Annotated in this window: 17 protein-coding genes and 1 tRNA gene; 12 read left to right on the top strand and 6 right to left on the bottom strand. The window is 74.0% G+C overall.

Translation table 11 applies throughout. The annotated features are described in order from the left end of the window. Positions 1-76 precede the first annotated feature (76 nt). Complete coding sequence (locus H9X71_RS11540) at positions 77-1,378, bottom strand: MFS transporter (RefSeq protein WP_191147226.1); 1,302 nt, start codon at positions 1,376-1,378, stop codon at positions 77-79. A 149-nt stretch (positions 1,379-1,527) separates the two neighbouring features. Between H9X71_RS11540 and H9X71_RS11535 the strand changes: the two genes are divergently transcribed. Continuing rightward, on the top strand, positions 1,528-3,345 hold the full coding sequence (locus H9X71_RS11535) for an ABC-F family ATP-binding cassette domain-containing protein (protein ID WP_191147225.1): 1,818 nt from the start codon (positions 1,528-1,530) through the stop codon (positions 3,343-3,345). A 66-nt stretch (positions 3,346-3,411) separates the two neighbouring features. Here the strand turns inward: H9X71_RS11535 and H9X71_RS11530 are convergent, their stop codons facing one another. Continuing rightward, positions 3,412-4,284, bottom strand: coding sequence for a hypothetical protein (locus H9X71_RS11530; protein ID WP_191147224.1), 873 nt, complete (start codon positions 4,282-4,284; stop codon positions 3,412-3,414). 334 nt (positions 4,285-4,618) lie between these two features. Between H9X71_RS11530 and H9X71_RS11525 the strand changes: the two genes are divergently transcribed. From H9X71_RS11525 to H9X71_RS11515, 3 genes are read left to right on the top strand one after another with little or no spacing between them, the layout of a single operon-like run. After that, entirely contained in the window at positions 4,619-5,551 is a 933-nt protein-coding gene (locus H9X71_RS11525) for a MetQ/NlpA family ABC transporter substrate-binding protein (protein ID WP_191147223.1), read from the top strand. After that, positions 5,548-6,585 (top strand): methionine ABC transporter ATP-binding protein, encoded by a 1,038-nt coding sequence (locus H9X71_RS11520; protein WP_191147222.1) that lies wholly within the window; start codon positions 5,548-5,550, stop codon positions 6,583-6,585. The genes H9X71_RS11525 and H9X71_RS11520 overlap by 4 nt, the downstream gene beginning before the upstream one ends. Position 6,586: 1 nt before the next feature. After that, a complete protein-coding gene (locus H9X71_RS11515; protein WP_191147221.1) occupies positions 6,587-7,246 on the top strand; it encodes a methionine ABC transporter permease in 660 nt (219 codons plus the stop codon). A 48-nt stretch (positions 7,247-7,294) separates the two neighbouring features. Here H9X71_RS11515 and H9X71_RS11510 read toward each other — a convergent pair whose 3' ends face one another. Next, positions 7,295-8,191 (bottom strand): LysR family transcriptional regulator ArgP, encoded by an 897-nt coding sequence (locus H9X71_RS11510; protein ID WP_191147220.1) that lies wholly within the window; start codon positions 8,189-8,191, stop codon positions 7,295-7,297. 69 nt (positions 8,192-8,260) lie between these two features. Here H9X71_RS11510 and H9X71_RS11505 point away from each other — a divergent pair, with 69 nt between their 5' ends. Genes H9X71_RS11505 through H9X71_RS11495 form a run of 3 tightly spaced genes read left to right on the top strand, consistent with a single transcriptional unit; the run spans position 8,261 to position 10,474 of the window. Beyond that, positions 8,261-9,112 carry a LysE/ArgO family amino acid transporter gene (locus tag H9X71_RS11505; protein WP_191147219.1) on the top strand — a complete coding sequence of 284 codons (852 nt, stop codon included), beginning with the start codon at positions 8,261-8,263 and terminating at the stop codon, positions 9,110-9,112. Next, on the top strand, positions 9,109-10,116 hold the full coding sequence (locus tag H9X71_RS11500; RefSeq protein ID WP_191147218.1) for an LLM class flavin-dependent oxidoreductase: 1,008 nt from the start codon (positions 9,109-9,111) through the stop codon (positions 10,114-10,116). Before H9X71_RS11505 ends, H9X71_RS11500 begins: the two co-directional genes overlap by 4 nt. A 7-nt stretch (positions 10,117-10,123) precedes the next feature. Further along, positions 10,124-10,474 (top strand): TraR/DksA family transcriptional regulator, encoded by a 351-nt coding sequence (locus H9X71_RS11495; RefSeq protein WP_191147217.1) that lies wholly within the window; start codon positions 10,124-10,126, stop codon positions 10,472-10,474. 7 nt (positions 10,475-10,481) lie between these two features. On the opposite strand, the gene H9X71_RS11490 is transcribed toward H9X71_RS11495, so the two are convergent. After that, positions 10,482-10,985: a MarR family winged helix-turn-helix transcriptional regulator gene (locus H9X71_RS11490; RefSeq protein ID WP_191147216.1), complete on the bottom strand. Its 504-nt coding sequence runs from the start codon at positions 10,983-10,985 to the stop codon at positions 10,482-10,484. 51 nt (positions 10,986-11,036) lie between these two features. Here H9X71_RS11490 and H9X71_RS11485 point away from each other — a divergent pair, with 51 nt between their 5' ends. The 4 genes from H9X71_RS11485 to H9X71_RS11470 all read left to right on the top strand — a co-directional run bounded on the left by H9X71_RS11485 (position 11,037) and on the right by H9X71_RS11470 (position 14,164). Further along, the gene (locus H9X71_RS11485) at positions 11,037-11,429 is read left to right on the top strand and encodes a hypothetical protein (protein ID WP_191147215.1); all 393 of its coding nucleotides are present in this window, start codon (positions 11,037-11,039) and stop codon (positions 11,427-11,429) included. A 75-nt stretch (positions 11,430-11,504) separates the two neighbouring features. Further along, positions 11,505-11,576: transfer RNA gene (locus tag H9X71_RS11480), tRNA-Gln, on the top strand. Positions 11,577-11,627: 51 nt separating this feature from the next. Continuing rightward, positions 11,628-13,172: a bifunctional UDP-N-acetylglucosamine diphosphorylase/glucosamine-1-phosphate N-acetyltransferase GlmU gene (gene glmU / locus H9X71_RS11475; protein WP_191147214.1), complete on the top strand. Its 1,545-nt coding sequence runs from the start codon at positions 11,628-11,630 to the stop codon at positions 13,170-13,172. A 14-nt stretch (positions 13,173-13,186) separates the two neighbouring features. After that, entirely contained in the window at positions 13,187-14,164 is a 978-nt protein-coding gene (locus H9X71_RS11470) for a ribose-phosphate diphosphokinase (RefSeq protein WP_191147213.1), read from the top strand. A gap of 41 nt (positions 14,165-14,205) precedes the next feature. Here H9X71_RS11470 and H9X71_RS11465 read toward each other — a convergent pair whose 3' ends face one another. Together H9X71_RS11465 and gndA are read right to left on the bottom strand one after the other, a co-directional pair. After that, complete coding sequence (locus tag H9X71_RS11465) at positions 14,206-14,580, bottom strand: hypothetical protein (protein ID WP_191147212.1); 375 nt, start codon at positions 14,578-14,580, stop codon at positions 14,206-14,208. 71 nt (positions 14,581-14,651) lie between these two features. Then, complete coding sequence (gene gndA / locus H9X71_RS11460) at positions 14,652-16,106, bottom strand: NADP-dependent phosphogluconate dehydrogenase (RefSeq protein WP_191147211.1); 1,455 nt, start codon at positions 16,104-16,106, stop codon at positions 14,652-14,654. A 141-nt stretch (positions 16,107-16,247) separates the two neighbouring features. Between gndA and H9X71_RS11455 the strand changes: the two genes are divergently transcribed. Next, positions 16,248-18,230: a gluconokinase, GntK/IdnK-type gene (locus tag H9X71_RS11455; protein ID WP_191147210.1), complete on the top strand. Its 1,983-nt coding sequence runs from the start codon at positions 16,248-16,250 to the stop codon at positions 18,228-18,230. Positions 18,231-18,258: the final 28 nt, after the last annotated feature.

Genomic DNA, 18,258 nt, shown 5'->3' with positions numbered 1-18,258 from the left:
GCCGGGAGCTCCCGCGCGGCGCCCCGATGGTACCCCCGTGCGGGGGCGCGGCGGTCGGGGCCGCGGGCGCTCGCCGTCAGCTCGCGGCGGCGTCCCGGGCGTCGGCGATCCGCTCCGCCCGGCGCGTACGGCGACCGGTGAGCTGGAGCACGAGCGCGACCAGGGCGCTCGCCGCGACGAACGCGCCGTAGACCGTGAGCACGATCGGCAGCCCGTCCGCCTCGACGAACACGCCCGCGACGATGCTCGGCACGCCGAAGGCGAGGTAGCTCGCGACGTAGACGGAGGAGAGGAGGCTCGCGCGCTGGTCGACGGGCGCCTCCGCGAGCACCAGCCGGAGGCCCGCCTGGAAGCCGGCGCCGAAGCCCACGCCGCCGATGACCGCCGCGACCGCGAAGAGGGGGAGCGAGGCGGTCCAGATGGCGGCGACGAGGCCGATCGGCCCGAGCACGAGGGCGACCACGCCGACGATGAGGCTGCGGCGGGCGTCGCGGGTGCGGATCACGATGCCGGTGATCGCGCCCGTGCCGGTGAACAGGGCGATGGCCGCGCCCGTGAGCGCCGCGCTGTGCAGGCCGAAGGTGGTGCCGAGCACGGATCCGATGAAGGCGAGGAACATGCCGCCGAGCGCCCAGCTCGCGATCATCCCGCCGACGACGGCGGTGAAGACGGCGCGCGCGGCCCGCGGGACGACGACCGACGGCACGAGCGATCGCAGCGCCCCCGCCCGCCGCGGCTGCCGCTCCGGCACGAACGCGACCGCGACGCCGGCCGCGACCATGAGGGCCGCGAGCACGACGAACACGGTCTCCTCGGGGGCCGGTCCGTAGGCCACGAGGAACCCGCTGCCGAGCGCCCCGACCGTGAGCGCGGCCGGCGGCACGACGCCGTTGAGGAACGCGGCGAGGCCGGTGCGGCGGGTCGGCTGGTGGTCGATCATGCCGGCGCCGAGCGCGCCCGTGGCGAGCCCGATCGCGAGGCCCTGGAGGATGCGGGCGACCACGAGCGCCAGTCCGTCGTGCGCGAAGGCGAAGACGAGCATCGCGACGGTGGAGACGGCGAGGGCCCCGAGGATCACGGGCCGGCGGCCGATGTGGTCGGACAGCCGGCCGGCCGTGAGCAGGGTCGCGAGGAGGCCGAGCACGTAGACGGCGAACACGACCGTCAGCACCACGGGCGGGAGCGCCCACTCCTCCTGGTACACGGGGTAGAGCGGCGAGGGCGCGGCGCCGGACGCGACGAGGACGAGCAGCGTGGACGCGTAGACGAGGAGGCCGACGGCGGGCTCGCGGCGGGCGGGGGCGGCGGTGGCGGGCTCCGCGGGCTCCCGGGGCGCGACGATCGCGGGGAGGGATGCGGTGTCGGGTGCGGTCGTCATGTGCGCTCCTCGCGGTGGGCGGATCCCCGTGCGTCGGCGGCGGGGCGGGCTGCTCCCCCTCGAGCGCGCGGCCCTCGCGGGTCACGATGGGGGCCAACGGCGCGCGGCTCGCGGGAATTCCCCGGGTGGGTACCACCTAGGCTCGTGCGGTGGCCCATCTTCTGGGAGCCGAAGCGCTCCACCTCGAGTTCCCGACGCGCGTGATCTTCGACGACGTGACCATCGGGGTGAACGAGGGCGACCGCATCGGCATCGTCGGCCGCAACGGCGACGGCAAGTCGACCCTCCTCTCCCTCCTCGCCGGCCGGCTGGAGCCCGACAGCGGACGCGTCACGCGCCGCCGCGGCGTCACCATCGGCGTGCTCGACCAGAGCGACACCCTGCCGGACGGCCAGACCGTCGGCGAGGCGATCGTCGGCGGCATCGACGAGCACGAGTGGGCGGGCAACCCGCTCGTCCGCGACGTGATCGACGGCCTCGCCTCCGACGTGCCATGGGACGCCGACGTCGCCCAGCTCTCGGGCGGCCAGCGTCGCCGGGTCGCCCTCGCGAAGCTCCTCATCGGCGACCACGACATCCTCTTCCTCGACGAGCCCACCAACCACCTCGACGTCGAGGGAATCGCGTGGCTGGCCGGTCACCTCCGCCGCCGCTGGGCGCCGAGCTCGGGCGGCCTCATCGTCGTGACCCACGACCGGTGGTTCCTCGACGAGGTCGCGAACGCCACGTGGGAGGTCCACGACCGCCTCATCGAGCCGTTCGAGGGCGGCTACGCGGCGTACATCCTGCAGCGCGTCGAGCGCGACCGCAGCGCCGCCGTCTCCGAGGCCAAGCGCCAGAACCTCATGAAGAAGGAGCTCGCGTGGCTGCGCCGCGGGGCGCCCGCGCGCACGGCGAAGCCCAAGTTCCGGATCGAGGCCGCCAACGCCCTGATCGCCGACGAGCCGCCCGCGCGCGACACCGTCTCGCTCGCGTCCATGGCGATGCAGCGGCTCGGCAAGGACGTCGTCGACCTCCTCGACGTGTCCGTCAGCTACGGCGAGAAGCAGATCCTCAAGGACGTGGAGTGGCGCATCGCGCCCGGCGAGCGCACCGGGATCCTCGGCGTGAACGGCGCCGGCAAGTCCACGCTCCTGTCGCTGGTGGCCGGATCCCTGCAGCCCACCACCGGCAGGGTCAAGCGCGGCAAGACCATCAAGGTGGCCGTGCTCACCCAGCAGCTCGACGAGCTGAAGGACGTGCTCGAGGACCGCGTGTCCACCGTCATCGGCCGCCAGCGCACCACCTACGTCGCGGGCGGCAAGGAGATGACGCCGGGCCAGCTGCTCGAGCGCCTCGGCTTCACGAGCGCGCAGCTGTCGACGCCCGTCAAGGACCTCTCGGGCGGCCAGAAGCGCCGCCTCCAGCTCCTCCTCATCGTGCTCGACGAGCCGAACGTCCTCATCCTCGACGAGCCCACCAACGACCTCGACACGGACATGCTCGCGGCGATGGAGGACCTCCTCGACTCGTTCCCCGGCACGCTCCTCGTCGTCAGCCACGACCGGTACCTCATCGAGCGCGTCACCGACCAGCAGTACGCCGTGATGAACGGGAACCTCCGCCACCTCCCCGGCGGCGTCGAGCAGTACCTCAAGCTCCGCCAGCAGCCGGGCAACGCCGAGAAGGCGACCGTCGCGCGCCCCGACGAGGTCGGCGGGCAGGCCACGGCCACGCTCGGCGAATCCACCGGCCCGTCCCTCCAGGGCGCGGAGCTGCGGAACGCGCAGAAGGAGCTCGCCAGCATCACGCGCAAGCTCGAGAAGGCGGACACGCGCCGCCGCCAGGCGCTCGACGCCATGGCCGAGCACGACCCGAACGACTACGAGGGGCTCGCGAAGGCCAACGAGGGCGTGCGCGCCATCGAGGGCGAGGTCGAGGCGCTCGAGAGCCGCTGGATGGAGCTCAGCGAGCTGCTCGAGGGCTGACCGCCCGGGTCCGCAGGCCAGCGGCTTCCGCTAGCCGGTGAAGCGGGGCCCGATGGCCGTCGCCGCTCAGTACGCGAGGATGCGGTCCGGCGTCGTGAGCGTGATGAGGTCGTCGCCCGACCACGTCGCCTCGACGTCGCCCGTGATCATGCCCGTCGAGCCGTCGCGGTTGCGCGACGGGAACTCGGTGGTCCACGCGATGCGGAGGCCGTCGGACGCGATGCGGTCGGGCGACGCGCACGTGACGACGCCCGCGCCGCCGCTCGGGAACACCAGCAGGCACAGGTCGCCCGTCACGGAGAGCCCCGCGTAGAGGCCGACGCTCGTCTGCACGGCGCGGATGCTGGTGGCGTCGACGTCGGCGCGGACCGCCTTGGGCGGGCGGTCGCCGTCCTCCTGCGGGCCGTCGAAGATCGCGCCGACCGGGCGGCTGCGCCGGTCGGACGCGGAGTCGGGGCCGAGGAGCGCCGGGCCGTCGGCGCTCGCGGTCGGGGCGGGGGAGGATCCCGCGGCGGACGGCGGCGCGACGGCGGCCGGGGTGGCGGCACCGCCCTCGGGGGTCGGGGCGGGGGATCCGGCGCCCGCGGCCGCGCCGATCGCGCCGCCCGCGAGGAGGCCGACCGCGAGGGCACCGGCGGCCCAGGCGAGGGCGCGGCGGGATGCGGGGCGCGGGGCGGGGTCGCCGTCGTCCGCGGGGTCGTCGTCCGGCTCCGGGACATCGGCGTCCGCGTCGGCGTCGACGGATCCGCGGACATCGGGGGAGCCGCCGCCGACCAGCGGCCCCGTCCCCTCCGGAGGCTGGGACGCACGTTCGCGGCGGACCAGCTCGGCGGCCGCGCGGATCCACCGCCCGTCGCGCTCGTCGGCGCCCTGCGCGTAGACCCGCCGCCGCAGCTGGTCGACGGGGAGCGCGGAGACGTCGTCGTCCTCCTCGTGCATGGGCACCTCCGTGGCCGACCCTGCCACATCCCGGGCACCGCACGGGGTGTCCCCGTGTTACGGCCCGGTTCGACATGCCCCCGCCGTGGCGCCTACCGTCGAGGTGCTGCAGGGACGCGGCGAACCGGCCGTCGCCGGCGTCCTGCACCGCGCACCGCACCGCTCGCCCGCGTCGTGCGCCCGGGACGCCACCGGTCCGCCGTGCCGGCGCGCGCCCGTCCGGCGCGCTCCCGTACGTCCCCGCGCAGCACCGAGCCGCACCACCCGCACCCGCACGACCCGCACCCGCACCACCACCGGACAGCACCGGCCCCGCACCACCGAGAGGATCCCCATGACCACCCAGGCACCCCTGATCGACGCCCCGAAGCGGAAGAGCCGCCTCGGCCTCATCATCGGCGCGGTCGTCGTCGTCCTCGCGATCGTCGCGGCGGCCCTCTTCGCCACGGGCGCGTTCTCGGGCGGCGGCAAGGCCGTCCGCATCGGCGTCGTCGGCGCGAGCGACCCGCAGTGGCCCGCCTTCGTGGACGCCGCGAAGGCGGAGGGCATCGACGTCGAGATCGTCGACTTCACCGAGTACCCGCAGCTGAACCCCGCGCTGTCCGAGGGCGAGATCGACCTCAACCAGTTCCAGCACCTCGTCTACCTCGCGCAGTACAACGAGGGCGCGGGCGACGACCTCACGCCCATCGGCGCCACCGCCATCTACCCGCTCGCGCTGTACTCGCAGAAGCACGGCTCGGTCGACGAGATCCCCGAGGGCGGCACCGTCGTCGTCCCCAACGACGAGTCGAACCTCGCCCGCAGCCTGCTCGTGCTGCAGAGCGCCGGCCTCGTGACGCTGAAGGGCGGCGGATCCAGCATCTCCACCCTCGACGACGTCGACCAGGCCGCCTCGAAGGTCACCGTCACCACGGTCGACGCCGCCCTCACCGCGACGTCGCTGCCCGACGCCGACGCCGTCATCATCAACAACGACTACGTCACCGACGCCGGCCTCACCTCCGACGACGCCATCGCGCAGGACGACCCGAGCGACCCCAACTCCCTCGCCTACGTCAACGTCTTCGCGAGCCGCGCCGACGACGCGGAGAACGAGACCTACCGGGAGCTCGCGCGGATCTTCGAGGACACCCCCGCCGTCGTGGACGCGCTGGTCGAGAACTCGGGCGGCACGGCGATCCCGCTGAAGACGCCGGCCGACGAGCTGCAGGGCATCCTCACCACCACCGAGAAGGCCGTCGCGGATCAGAAGGCGGGTCGATGACGGACGCCCCGCACGTCTCCCTGCGGGGCGTCGGCAAGCAGTACCCGCCGCGCGCCAAGGGCGAGCCGGGCCTCGCCGCGCTCGCCGACGTCGACCTCGACATCCGCCGCGGCGAGGTGTTCGGGATCATCGGCTACTCCGGCGCCGGCAAGAGCACCCTCGTGCGGCTCGTGAACGCGCTCGAGCGGCCGACGACGGGCACCGTCTCGGTCGACGGCCGGGAGATCCAGGGCCTGCCCGAGCGGGAGCTCCGGAAGCTGCGCCTCGGCATCGGCATGGTCTTCCAGCAGTTCAACCTCTTCACCTCGAAGACCGTGTGGGGCAACGTCGCCTACCCGCTGTCCGTCGCGGGCATGCCCAAGGACCAGCAGCAGCGGCGGATCAGCGACCTCCTGCACTTCGTCGGCCTCGCCGACAAGGCGCACGCCCGGCCCGACGAGCTGTCCGGCGGCCAGAAGCAGCGCGTCGGCATCGCCCGAGCGCTCGCCACGAGCCCCGCGATCCTGCTCGCCGACGAGGCCACGAGCGCGCTGGACCCCGAGACCACGAGCGAGGTCCTCGCGCTCCTCCGCCGCGTCAACGAGGAGCTCGGCGTCACCATCGTCGTCATCACGCACGAGATGGAGGTCATCAAGTCCATCGCCGACCGCGTGGCCGTGATGGACTCCGGCCGCGTCATCGAGCAGGGCGAGGTCTTCGACGTGTTCTCGCGGCCCACGACCGACGCCGCGCGCCGCTTCGTCTCCACCGTCGTCGCCGGCGTGCCCGAGGCCGAGGAGGTGGCGCGCCTGCGGGCCCGCCACCCCGGCCGGCTCGTCACGCTGTCCTTCGCGGACGGCGGGGCCACCCAGACCGAGGTCTTCCGGGCGCTCGCCGCCGCGGGGATCGCGTTCGAGGTCGTCCACGGCGGCATCACCGACATCCAGGGCCGCACGTTCGGCAACCTGACCCTCGCGCTCGGGGGCGATCCCGCGCGCATCGACGAGGTGCTCGCGGCCGACCGCGCCGGCGTCACCGTGACGGAGGTGGTCTGAGATGGACGCGCTCACCCCGCTCCTGCCGCTCCTCGGCCGCTCGACGGTCGAGACCCTCACGATGGTGCTGCTCACGCTGCTGTTCGGCGGGCTCGGCGGCCTCCTCATGGGCCTCGGCCTCTACCTCACGCGCGCCGGCAGCCTCCTCCCGAACCGCGCCGTGTTCGCCGTGCTCAACGTGGTGGTCAACACGTTCCGGCCCATCCCGTTCGTGATCTTCCTGGTCGCCGCGCAGCCCCTCGCCCGCCTCGTGACGGGCAGCGGCATCGGGCAGCCGGCGGTCATCTTCACGCTGTCGCTCGGGGCGTCCTTCGCCATCAGCCGCATCGTCGAGCAGAACCTGCTCACGGTGCAGCCGGGCGTGATCGAGGCGGCCCGGTCCGTGGGCGCGAGCCCGGTGCGGATCATCTCCACGCTCCTCATCCCGGAGGCGCTCGGGCCGCTGATCCTCGGCTACACGTTCGTCTTCGTGGGCATCGTCGACATGACGGCGGTCGCGGGCGCTGTCGGCGGCGGCGGCCTCGGGAACTTCGCCATCGTCTACGGCTACCGGCAGTTCGAGCCGGTCGTGACCTGGGCGGCGGTGCTGATCATCATCGTGCTCGTGCAGGTGGTGCAGCTCATCGGCAACCGGCTGGCCCGGGCGGCGCTGCGCCGCTGATTCCGCGGGTCGCGACCCGCGACCCGCACGCCCGCGGCCGCCCGCTCCCTACCGGAGCGAGGCGGCCGCGGCGCGCACGTGCCGGGTGAGGTCGGCGAGCACGGGGGAGTCGACGCTCCAGCGCTGCCAGTGCAGGGCCACGTCCACGTGGGATCCCTCGGCGAGCGGCACCAGCGCGCCCCGCTCCACGAGCTCCTCGGCCTGCAGGTCGGGCAGCATGCCCCAGCCCATGCCGAGCGTGACCGCGGTGACGAACTCCGCCGACGACGGCACGTAGTGCCGCGGCTGGCCCACGGGTGCGCGGCGGGCGCGCAGCCAGCGGTCCTGCATGGCGTCCTTGCGGTCGTACATCACGAGCGGCGCCGCGGCCAGCGCGCTCGGCGTGGGGCCGTCGGGCAGGTGCGCGGCGACGTAGTCGGGCGTCGCGAGGGCGCGGTAGCGCATCCGACCGAGCCGTTCGGAGGTGCAGCCCTGCACCGGGTCCCGCACGCTCGTGACGGCGGCCATCGCGGATCCGTCGCGCAGCAGGTCGAGGGAGTGGTGCTCGTCCTCGCGCAGCACCTCCACGGCCTGCCCGGTCTCCGCGGCGAGCGCGGCGAAGGCGGGCAGCAGCCACGACGCGAGCGAGTCGCCGTTCACGACCACGGGCACCGCGGCGGTGCCGGCACGGGGCGCGTCGCCGTCGCCCACGCCGAGCAGGCCGTCGAGGTCGCGCTCGAGCAGGAGCACCTGGCGGGCGTGGCGGAGCACGGCGTCGCCCGCCTCGGTGGTGGTCGCGGGCCGGGTGCGGCGGAGGAGCACGCGGCCGGCGCTCCGCTCGAGCGCGGTGATCCGCTGGCTCACCGCCGAGGGCGTCAGCCGCAGGGCGCGGGCGGCCGCGTCGAGCGTGCCCGTGTCGATGACGGCGGCCAGCGTGCGCAGGTGCTCGGTGCGGATGTCCATCATCAGCGATGCTAACGGTGCACCAGCAACATGAGCTGGTCTGATGCCCCCGCGGTCCCTAGCGTGGAGGCCATGCACCCCCTCGCGCACGCGCTCTCCGGCTTCGGCCTCGGCTTCTCGCTCATCGCCGCGATCGGCGCGCAGAACGCGTTCCTCCTCCGCCAGGGCACGCGGCGCGAGCACGTGGGCGTCGTCGTGCTCATCTGCGCGGTCTCCGACCTGATCCTCATCGGCCTGGGCGTCGCCGGCGTCGGCGCGGTGATCGAGGCGGCGCCCGTCGCGATCGTGGTCATCCGCGTCCTCGGCGCCTGCTTCCTCGCCGGCTACGCCGCGCTCTCGCTCCTGCGCGCCCTGGCGCCGCACGGCCTGCAGGTCGCCGCGTCCGCGCCCCGCTCGCTCGGCGCCGTCGTCGCCGCGTGCCTCGCGCTCACCTGGCTGAACCCGCACGTGTACCTCGACACGGTGCTCCTCGTCGGATCCGTCGCCGCGGGCCACGGCGACGGCCGGTGGGCGTTCGGCGTCGGCGCGATGGTGGCGAGCTGCGTGTGGTTCACGCTCCTCGCGACGGCCGCCCGCGTCTTCGCGCCCGTGCTCGCGCGCCCGGCCGCGTGGCGCGTGCTCGACACCGTCATCGCCGCGGTGATGCTCGTGCTCGCGGTGCAGATCCTGCTGCCGCTCGTGCCGGCCGGGCCGGGGGAGGGGGTGCGGATCCTCGTCGCGACCGTCGTGTGCGCGCTGCTCGCGGGCGTCGTCGCCATGTGGTCGACGGTCCGGCGGCGCCGGGACGCCGGGCGCGCGACCGACGCCGCCGCCGCGGAGCGCACCGCCGCCGTGGCCGCCGACCCGGCCGCCGCCACGCCCGGAGCGCCGGCCCCGACGCCGCGAGGAACACCGGAGGGGTCCGCGCTGTTGGACCGTGCATGACCGTCCCGCTCTCCATCCTCGACCTCGCCCCCATCGCCCCCGGGGAGACCGCCCGCGACAGCTTCCAGGCCTCCGTCGCCCTCGCCCAGCAGGCCGAGCGGAGCGGGTACCGCCGCGTCTGGTACGCGGAGCACCACAACATGGCCTCCATCGCGTCGAGCGCGACGAGCGTCCTCATCGCCCACGTGGCGAGCCAGACCTCCACCATCCGGCTCGGCTCGGGCGGCGTCATGCTGCCGAACCACTCGCCGCTCACCATCGCGGAGCAGTTCGGCACGCTCGAGACGCTGCACCCGGGCCGCATCGACCTCGGCCTCGGCCGTGCCCCCGGCAGCGACCAGGCCACCTTCCGGGCGCTCCGCCGCGACCCCGCGTCGTCCGACCGCTTCCCGGAGGACGTCGTCGAGCTGCAGGGCTTCCTCGCCGGCGAGAGCCAGGTCCCCGGCGTCTCCGCGACCCCCGGCGCCGGCACCCGCGTGCCCCTCTACATCCTGGGATCCTCGACCTTCGGCGCCCAGCTCGCCGCGGCGCTCGGCCTGCCGTTCGCCTTCGCCTCCCACTTCGCGCCCGACATGCTCCTCGACGCCGTCGCGATCTACCGCCGCGACTTCCGCCCCTCGGAGCAGCTCGACGCGCCCTACGCGATCGCGGGCATCAACGCCATCGCCGCCGACGACCGCGCCGACGCCGAGCGGCAGTTCGCCGGCGTCCGCCGCGCGCGGCTCATGATGCTGCTCCGCCAGAGCGGCCAGATCCCGGCCACGCAGACCTTCACCGACGACGAGCTCGACCGCCTCCTCGAGGCCCCCGTCGGCGCCCACGTCGCGAGCATGATGACCTACACCGGCATCGGCACGGGCGCCGAGGTGTCCGACTACGCGAACCGCTTCGCGGAGCAGGCGGGCGTCGACGAGGTCATCGTCGGGCACGCGTCGCAGCAGACGTCCGAGCGCCTCCGCTCGGTGGAGCTGCTGGCCGACGCGCACGCGCTCGTCGCCGCCTAGCCGTCGCGTGCCGGAGGATCCCGCCCCCGTCGACCCGCGCACGGCCCTCGCCGTGCTGCGGGCCGACACGCTCGCCCTCATCCGCGGGCTCGACCGTGACGTGGCCGCCATCGTCGAGGCCCGCCAGGACGCGAACTCCGACGACGAGCACGACCCCGAGGGCGCGACCCTCGCGTTCGAGCGCTCGCAGTCCGACGCGATGATCCGCGAGGCCCGCGTGCGCCTCGCCGACGTCGACGCCGCGGTCGCGCGGCTCGACGCCGGCGCCTACGGCCGCTGCGAGGTCTGCGACGAGGCCATCCCGGCGGGCCGGCTCGAGATCCGCCCGGCTGCGCGCCGCTGCGTCGCCCACGCCTGAGCGGGCGTCAGGCCCCGTCGTCGTCGAGGTCGAGGATGAGCTGCCGCAGCAGCCCCGCGAGCACGCCGCGGTCGGCGGCCGGCATCGTCTCGAGCAGCTCGGCCTCCTCGGCCACGAGCCGCGTGATCGCCGTGTCGACCCGCGAGCGCCCGGCGTCCGACATGACCACGAGGATCCCGCGCCCGTCGTGCGGGTCCGTCCGCCGCTCCACGAGTCCCCGCGCCACGAGCCGGTCGATGCGGTTCGTCATGGTGCCGGAGGAGACGAGGGTCTGCTGCAGGAGCGCCTTGGGGCTCAGCTGGTAGGGATCGCCCGCCCGCCGCAGCGCCGACAGCACGTCGAACTCCCACGACTCGAGCTCGGACTCCTGGAACGCCGAGCGCCGGGCGCGCTCGAGGAGCCGTGACAGCCGCCCGACCCGCGACAGCACCTCGAGCGGCGAGAAGTCGAGGTCGGGCCGCTCGCGCCGCCACGCGTCGACGATGCGGTCGACCTCGTCGCGGCTGGGCATCCCCCCATCATGCCGGTCCGGCGGCCGACGCCCGGTCGCTAGCGTGAGGGCATGGCCGACCTCCCCTCCGTCCGCTCCGTCATGCCGTGGTGGTACGTGGGCGCCCTGGCCCTGTCCTTCCTCGTCGCGCTCCTCCTCGCCCCGGTCGCGAACCTCGTCCTCGCGGCGCCGCTGTGGACGGGCGTCATCGGCACCGCCATCCGTGATCGGCGCCGCGGGACCGAGCAGATGCTCCCCCGGCAGGAGGCCGTGGTCGCGCTGGTGCTGGCCCCGGGCCTGCTCGGCAGCGCCGCCCTCCTCAGCCAGGTGTGGCCCTTCCCGCACGGCGCGTTCGACGCGCGCGTGCTCATCGGCGGGGCCGTCGGGATCGCGGTCTCCGGTGCGCTGTTCCTCCTGCTCCGGATCCGCGGCGCCCTCCGCCGACGCCGCGCCCCCGGCGCCTGACCGCCCGACGCGCCCGGTCTCGGGCCGCGGGCACCTCTGGCAGACTCGACCTGCGCACGGCCGGGCCGTGAGCGGTCCGCCTTGGTGTAACGGCAGCACTTCAGCCTTTGGAGCTGTGAGGTCCAGGTTCGAATCCTGGGGGCGGAGCGACGCCCGCCGGCCGCGCCGGAGAGACGCAACAGGACCAGGGAGATCGCGATGACCGAGTCAGACAGCACGCCGAGGACCCGCGAGATCCCCATCGTGACGGGCGAGCTCGACGTGGACGGCGAGCCGCGCAGCCCCTCCATCGCCGTCGTGATCCTCGCGGCCGGCCAGGGCACCCGCATGCGCTCGCGCCTGCCCAAGGTCCTGCACGCGCTGGCCGGCCTGCCGCTCGTCGGCCACGTGCTCGCGACCGCGGAGGAGCTCGGCGCCCGCCACATCGTCACCGTCGTCCGGCACGAGCGCGACCAGGTCGTCGAGGTCGTGAACGCGCTGTCGCCGCAGGCGCTCGTCGTCGACCAGGACGAGATCCCCGGCACGGGCCGCGCGGTCGAGGTGGGCATCACGGCCCTGCCCGAAGGGTTCACCGGCCAGGTCGTCGTGCTCTCGGGCGACGTGCCGCTGCTGGACGCCGCGACCCTCCGCTCCCTCGTCTCCGCGCACCGCCAGGCGCGCAACGACCTCACGCTCCTCACCGCCCGCCTCGACGACCCGACCGGCAACGGCCGCATCATCCGCGGCCAGGACGGGGCCTTCGAGGCCATCGTCGAGCAGAAGGACGCGACCGGCGAGCAGCTGCGCATCGACGAGGTCAACGCGGGCGTCTACGTCTTCGACGCCGAGGCGCTCCGGCAGACGCTCGGCGTCATCGGCACGGACAACGCGCAGCGCGAGAAGTACCTCACCGACGCGGCGGACGTGATCCGTCGCGCGGGCGGCTCCATCGAGGCCCTGCCCGTGCGCGACAGCTGGCTCGTCGCCGGCATCAACGACCGCGTGCAGCTCACGGCCGCGGCGACCGAGCTGAACGCCCGCATCATCCGCCGCTGGCAGCTCGCGGGCGTCACGATCCAGGACCCGCGCACCACCTGGATCGACGTGAAGGCCACGCTCGCCGCCGACGTCACGATCCTCCCGGGCACGCAGGTCCTCGGCGCCTCCACGGTCGCCGCGGGCGCGACCGTCGGCCCCGACACGACGCTCCGCGACACCGAGGTCGGCGAGGACGCGGAGGTGCGCCGCACCGACGCGGACCTCAGCGTCATCGGCGCCCGCGCGACCGTGGGCCCGTTCTCCTACCTCCGCCCCGGCACGCGCCTCGGCGAGGGCGGCAAGATCGGCGCCTACGTCGAGACGAAGAACGCCGAGATCGGCGCGCACAGCAAGGTCCCGCACCTCAGCTACGTGGGCGACGCGACCGTCGGCGAGCACTCGAACATCGGCGCGGGCGCGATCTTCGCGAACTACGACGGCGTCGCCAAGCACCGCACCGAGGTGGGCGACCACGTGCACCTCGGCTCGCGGAACGTCCTCGTGGCACCCGTTAGGATCGGTACCGGCTCCTACACGGGTGCCGGTGCCGTCATCCGCAAGGACGTCCCACCCGGCGCACTCGGCATCTCGGTGGCGCCGCAACGCAACATGGTCGGCTGGACCGAGGCCAAGCGACCGGGCACCCCCGAGGCCCGGGCCGCCGTCGAGGCAGCCGACGGGCACCCGGACGACGCGTCCGGTGCCGAGAACACCGAGCAGCACTGATGAAACGGAGTCCCGTGCCCGCAATCAAGACTGCTGGTGAGAAGCGGCTGGTCCTCGTCACCGGGCGAGCGCACCCTGAGCTCGCCGAGCAGATCGCGGAGGAGCTCGAGACGTCCCTCGTGCACACCGACGCGCGGACCTTCGCCAACGGCGAGCTGTACATCCGCTACGACGAGAGCGTGCGCGGCAGCGACGCGTTCGTCATCCAGTCGCACACGGCGCCCATCAACGAGTGGCTCATGGAGCAGCTCATCATGGTGGACGCCCTGAAGCGCGCCTCCGCCAAGCGCATCACGGTGGTCGCGCCGTTCTACCCGTATGCCCGCCAGGACAAGAAGGGCCGCGGCCGCGAGCCGATCTCCGCCCGTCTCGTCGCGGATCTCTTCAAGGCCGCCGGCGCCGACCGCATCATGTCGGTCGACCTGCACGCCGCCCAGATCCAGGGCTTCTTCGACGGCCCCGTCGACCACCTCTTCGCGATGCCCGTGCTCCTCGAGCACATGCGCTCCGTGCTCGACTCCACGACGCTCACGGTCGTGTCGCCCGACATGGGCCGCGTCCGCGTCGCCGACATCTGGAGCGACAAGCTCGGCGCGCCGCTCGCCATCATCCACAAGCGCCGCGACCCGAAGGTGCACAACCAGGTCACCGTGCACGAGATCGTGGGCGATGTGGAGGGCCGCGTCTGCCTCCTGGTCGACGACCTCATCGACACCGGCCGCACCATCGTCTCCGCCGCCGAGGCGCTGAAGAAGAACGGCGCCACGGGCGTCGTCGTCGCGGCCACGCACGCGGTCTTCTCGGACCCGGCCACGCAGATCCTGAACAGCCCGCACATCGACTCGGTCGTCGTCACGGACTCCCTGCCGATCCCCGAGGAGAAGCGCTGGGACAAGCTCACGGTGCTGCCCATCGCGCCGCTGCTCGCCCGCGCGATCCACGAGGTGTTCGACGACGGATCCGTCACCAGCATGTTCGACGGCGCGGCCTAGGCCCGAGCGCCGGATCCGGGCCGCCTGCGGGCGGCCCGGCGTCAGTCCTCGGAGTTCCGCTCGACGACCTCGCGGGCGACGCGCCCCGAGGGGATGAGCCCGAGCGAGACGATGTGCTCGTCGCCGCCGAAGGCGTAGCGCGTGTAGCACTCGTAGCCCAGGAACCCGGGGCCGAAGAGCTGGAACCGCACCTCGTAGGAGGGCGCGTCGGGCCGCTCGAAGCGCACGAAGTCGGCGCAGGCCATGTCGGCCGTGCTCGCGCCGACGCGCACCATCGTGACGGCGCCGGGGAGCAGCAGGCTCACGATCCCGACCACGACGACGACCCGCATCACGAGCAGGGTGCGCCGGCTGCGCAGGCTCCGCGGGCGGTGCGGCTCGTAGCCCGCGAGCTCCGGGTGCTCGTCGTCGTCCATCCGGTCCAGTGTGACAGACGCCCCGCCGCCCACGAGGGGCGGCGGGGCGTCGGCGTCGGTCAGCGGACCGGCTAGTGCGTGTCCTCCGCCTCGACCTCGGAGCGGTCGCCGGACCACAGCGTGTGGAAGGTACCCTCCTTGTCGGTGCGGTGGTACGTGTGCGCGCCGAAGAAGTCGCGCTGGCCCTGCACGAGGGCGGCGGGCAGGCGCTCGGAGGCGAGCGAGTCGTAGTAGCTGAGGGCCGAGGCGAAGCCGGGGACCGGGATCCCCGACAGCGCGGCGACCGAGACGACCCGGCGCCACGCCTGCTCGCCGTCGGCGACGGCCTTCGCGAAGTACGGGTCCTCGAGCAGCGTCGCGAGGCCGGAGTCCTTCTCGTACGCCTCGACGATGCGGTTGAGGAACTGGGCGCGGATGATGCAGCCGCCGCGCCAGATCTCCGCGACCTTGCCCTTGTCGATGTCCCAGCCGTACTCCTTCGCGCCCGCGATGATCGCGTCGAAGCCCTGCGCGTAAGCGACGACCTTGCTCGCGTAGAGCGCGGCGCGCACGTCGTCCTCGAAGGTGTCGCCGCCGGACTGGATCTCGGGGCGGCTCGTGATGGTGGCCTGCACGGCCTTCCGCTGCTCGGGCTTCGAGGACACGGCGCGCGCGAACACGGCCTCCGCGATCCCGCCGACCGGCACGCCGAGGCCCACCGCGTTCTGCACCGTCCAGACGCCCGTGCCCTTGGATCCGGCCTGGTCGACGATCACGTCGACGAGCGGCTTCCCGCTCGACGCGTCCTTCTGGCGGAGCACCTCCGCGGTGATCTCGATGAGGTACGACTCGAGGTCGCCCCCGTTCCACTCCTCGAACACGTCCGCGATGGCGTCCGGCTCGTGGCCGCCGACGCGGCGCAGCAGGTCGAACGACTCGGCGATGAGCTGCATGTCGGCGTACTCGATGCCGTTGTGGATCATCTTCACGAAGTGGCCGGCGCCGTCGGTGCCGATGTGGGTGACGCAGGGCTTGCCCTCCGCGACCGCGGCGATCGACTCGAGGATGGGGCCGAGCGTCTCGTACGCCTCCGCGGTGCCGCCGGGCATGATGCTCGGGCCCTTGAGCGCGCCCTCCTCGCCGCCGGAGATGCCGGCGCCGACGAAGTGGAGGCCCTTCGCGCGGACCTCCTTCTCGCGGCGGATGGTGTCGGTGAACAGCGCGTTGCCGCCGTCCACGATGATGTCGCCCTCCTCGAACGCCTCGGTCAGCTGCTCGATCACGGCGTCCGTGCCGCGTCCGGCCTTGACCATGATGATCGCGGTGCGGGGCCGCTGCAGCGAGGCCGCGAACTCCTCGACCGTGGTGGCGGCGACGAAGCCGGCCTCGGGGTGCTCCTCGATGAGGTCGGTGGTCTTCTGGGTGGTGCGGTTGTACACCGCGACCGTGTTGCCCTCGCGGCTGGCGAGGTTGCGGGCGAGGTTCGAGCCCATCACCGCGAGCCCCACCACCCCGATGTTCGCCGTGGCCTGCTGGTCATCTGACATCTGATGCCTCCTTGTCGACAGTGCTGCTCAGGCTACGCCCGGCCTCCCGGGCGTCAGCCGGTCCCCGGGGAGCGTCTCGTAGGATGGACGAGCGCCACCGAGACGGTCGCGCCGCACGAGTTCCTCACCGAACCGCAGGGAGTGATCCGCATCGACGCCGTCCGCCCGTTCCCGCCCGTGATCGTGATGGGGGTCTCCGGATCCGGCAAGTCGACGGTGGGCGAGCTGCTCGCCCAGGACGCCGGGGTCCCGTTCCTCGACGGCGACGACCTGCACCCCGCGGCCAACCGCCGCAAGATGGCCGAGGGCCACGCCCTCGACGACGACGACCGCCGCCCCTGGCTCGAGGACGTGGGCCGTGCGCTCGCCGGCCGACCCGAGGGCGGACCCGTCGTCGCGTGCAGCGCGCTGAAGCGCTCCTACCGCGACATCCTCCGCGCGGCCGCGCCCGACGCCGTCTTCGTCCACCTCGCGGGCGACCACGAGCTGCTGGTCGAGCGCCTGGGCTCCCGCGCGGGCCACTTCATGCCGTCGAGCCTCCTGGCCTCGCAGCTGCGCACGCTCGAGCCGCTCGGCGACGACGAGCCGGGGATCACGCTCGACATCACCGACGATCCCGTCGCGCTCGCCGACGCCGCCGTCCGCGAGCTGCTGCCCGGCGGCCGCACGGCGTCGCCCGACCGCGTCGACGACGCACCGGCCACGTCGACCGAGCCCGCCGCGGCGGTGCCCGAGGCGGACGTGCCCGCGCTCGTCCGCGAGGCCCGGTCCGACGACGACGTGCCGCACGCCGCCGCATCCGCGGACGCCCCGCGCCACGCGGCCGGAGCGCCGCCGGAGCCGTCCGCCGCGATCCGCGCCGCCGACGCCGCCCCCGCGGCCGCCACGGGGGACGGCGCCCCCGCGGCCGCCGTCCACGAGCCCATCCGCGTCGCCATCGTCGGCTGCGGCGTCATCGGCACGCACCACGCGCGCGTCCTCGCCGAGCACCCCGAGTTCCGCGTCGCCGCGCTGGTCGACGTCGCGTCCGACACCGCCGAGGAGCTGGCCGACGTGGTCGTCGACGAGCTGCGCGCCGACCGGCCGCGCGTGTTCGCGCACCTCGGCGACATGATCCGGGCCGACGGCGCCGAGCTCGTCGTCATCTGCACGCCGAGCGGCTTGCACATCGGCCTGGCCGAGGAGGCGCTCGCCGCCGGCCTGCACGTCGTCATCGAGAAGCCGCTCGACGTCGACCTGGCGCGCGGCCGCCGCATCGCCGAGCTCGCGCGCGAGGCCGCCGGGCGGGGGATCCTCTCCACGGTCATCAGCCAGCACCGCTTCAACCCGTCGAGCGTCATCGTCGACCGGGCCGTCCGCTCGGGCCGCCTCGGCCGCCTCACCTCCGCGGTCGCGACCGCGCCGTGGTGGCGCAGCCAGGGCTTCTACGACTCCGGCCACTGGCGCGGCACGTGGGACCTCGACGGCGGCGGCGCGCTCATGAACCAGGGCGTGCACACGCTCGACCTGCTCGTCTCCTACCTCGGCCGGCCGGTCGAGGTCTACGCGCAGACGGCGCTGCTGGCGCACGACGGCATCGAGGTGGAGGACGTCGCGGTCGCGGTGATCCGGTTCGCGTCCGGCGCGCTCGCCACCATGCAGGCGACGACCGCGGGGTACCCGGGCCTCGACACCCGCGTGCAGGTGCAGGGCACGCGCGGGACCGCCGTCATCGAGGCCGGATCCCTCACCTACTTCCACGCGGCGCCCGAGTCGGGCGTGCCCGCGCAGGCGGACGTGCGGAACGACGCCGAGCTCGAGATCCACGCCGCCGACCTGCCGCGCTCGCCGCGCCTCGACAACACGTACCTCGAGGGCCACTACCGCCAGTACGACGACATCGCGGACGCGCTGCGCAGCGGCCGCCCGGCCGGCGTCACGGTCGACGACGCGTTCCTCTCGCTCGCGACCGTGGTCAGCGTCTACGTCTCGGCGACGCTCGGGACGCCGGTGGCGTTCGAGGACGTCGTCGACGGCGTGCACGACGGCCTGCGCCTCCGGGTCGGGCAGTCCACGCCGCCCGCGGCGGGATCGCCCGCGCCCGATGCCGACGCCGCGTCGACCGGGGAGCCGTCCGTCCGGTAGCATCGGGGGTTGAACTTCGGCGAGGGAT

Origin of the sequence: Clavibacter zhangzhiyongii, from assembly GCF_014775655.1 — a bacterium.
In the GTDB taxonomy this organism is placed as follows: Bacteria; Actinomycetota; Actinomycetes; order Actinomycetales; family Microbacteriaceae; genus Clavibacter; species Clavibacter zhangzhiyongii.
This window is presented reverse-complemented; position numbering and strand designations above follow the sequence as displayed.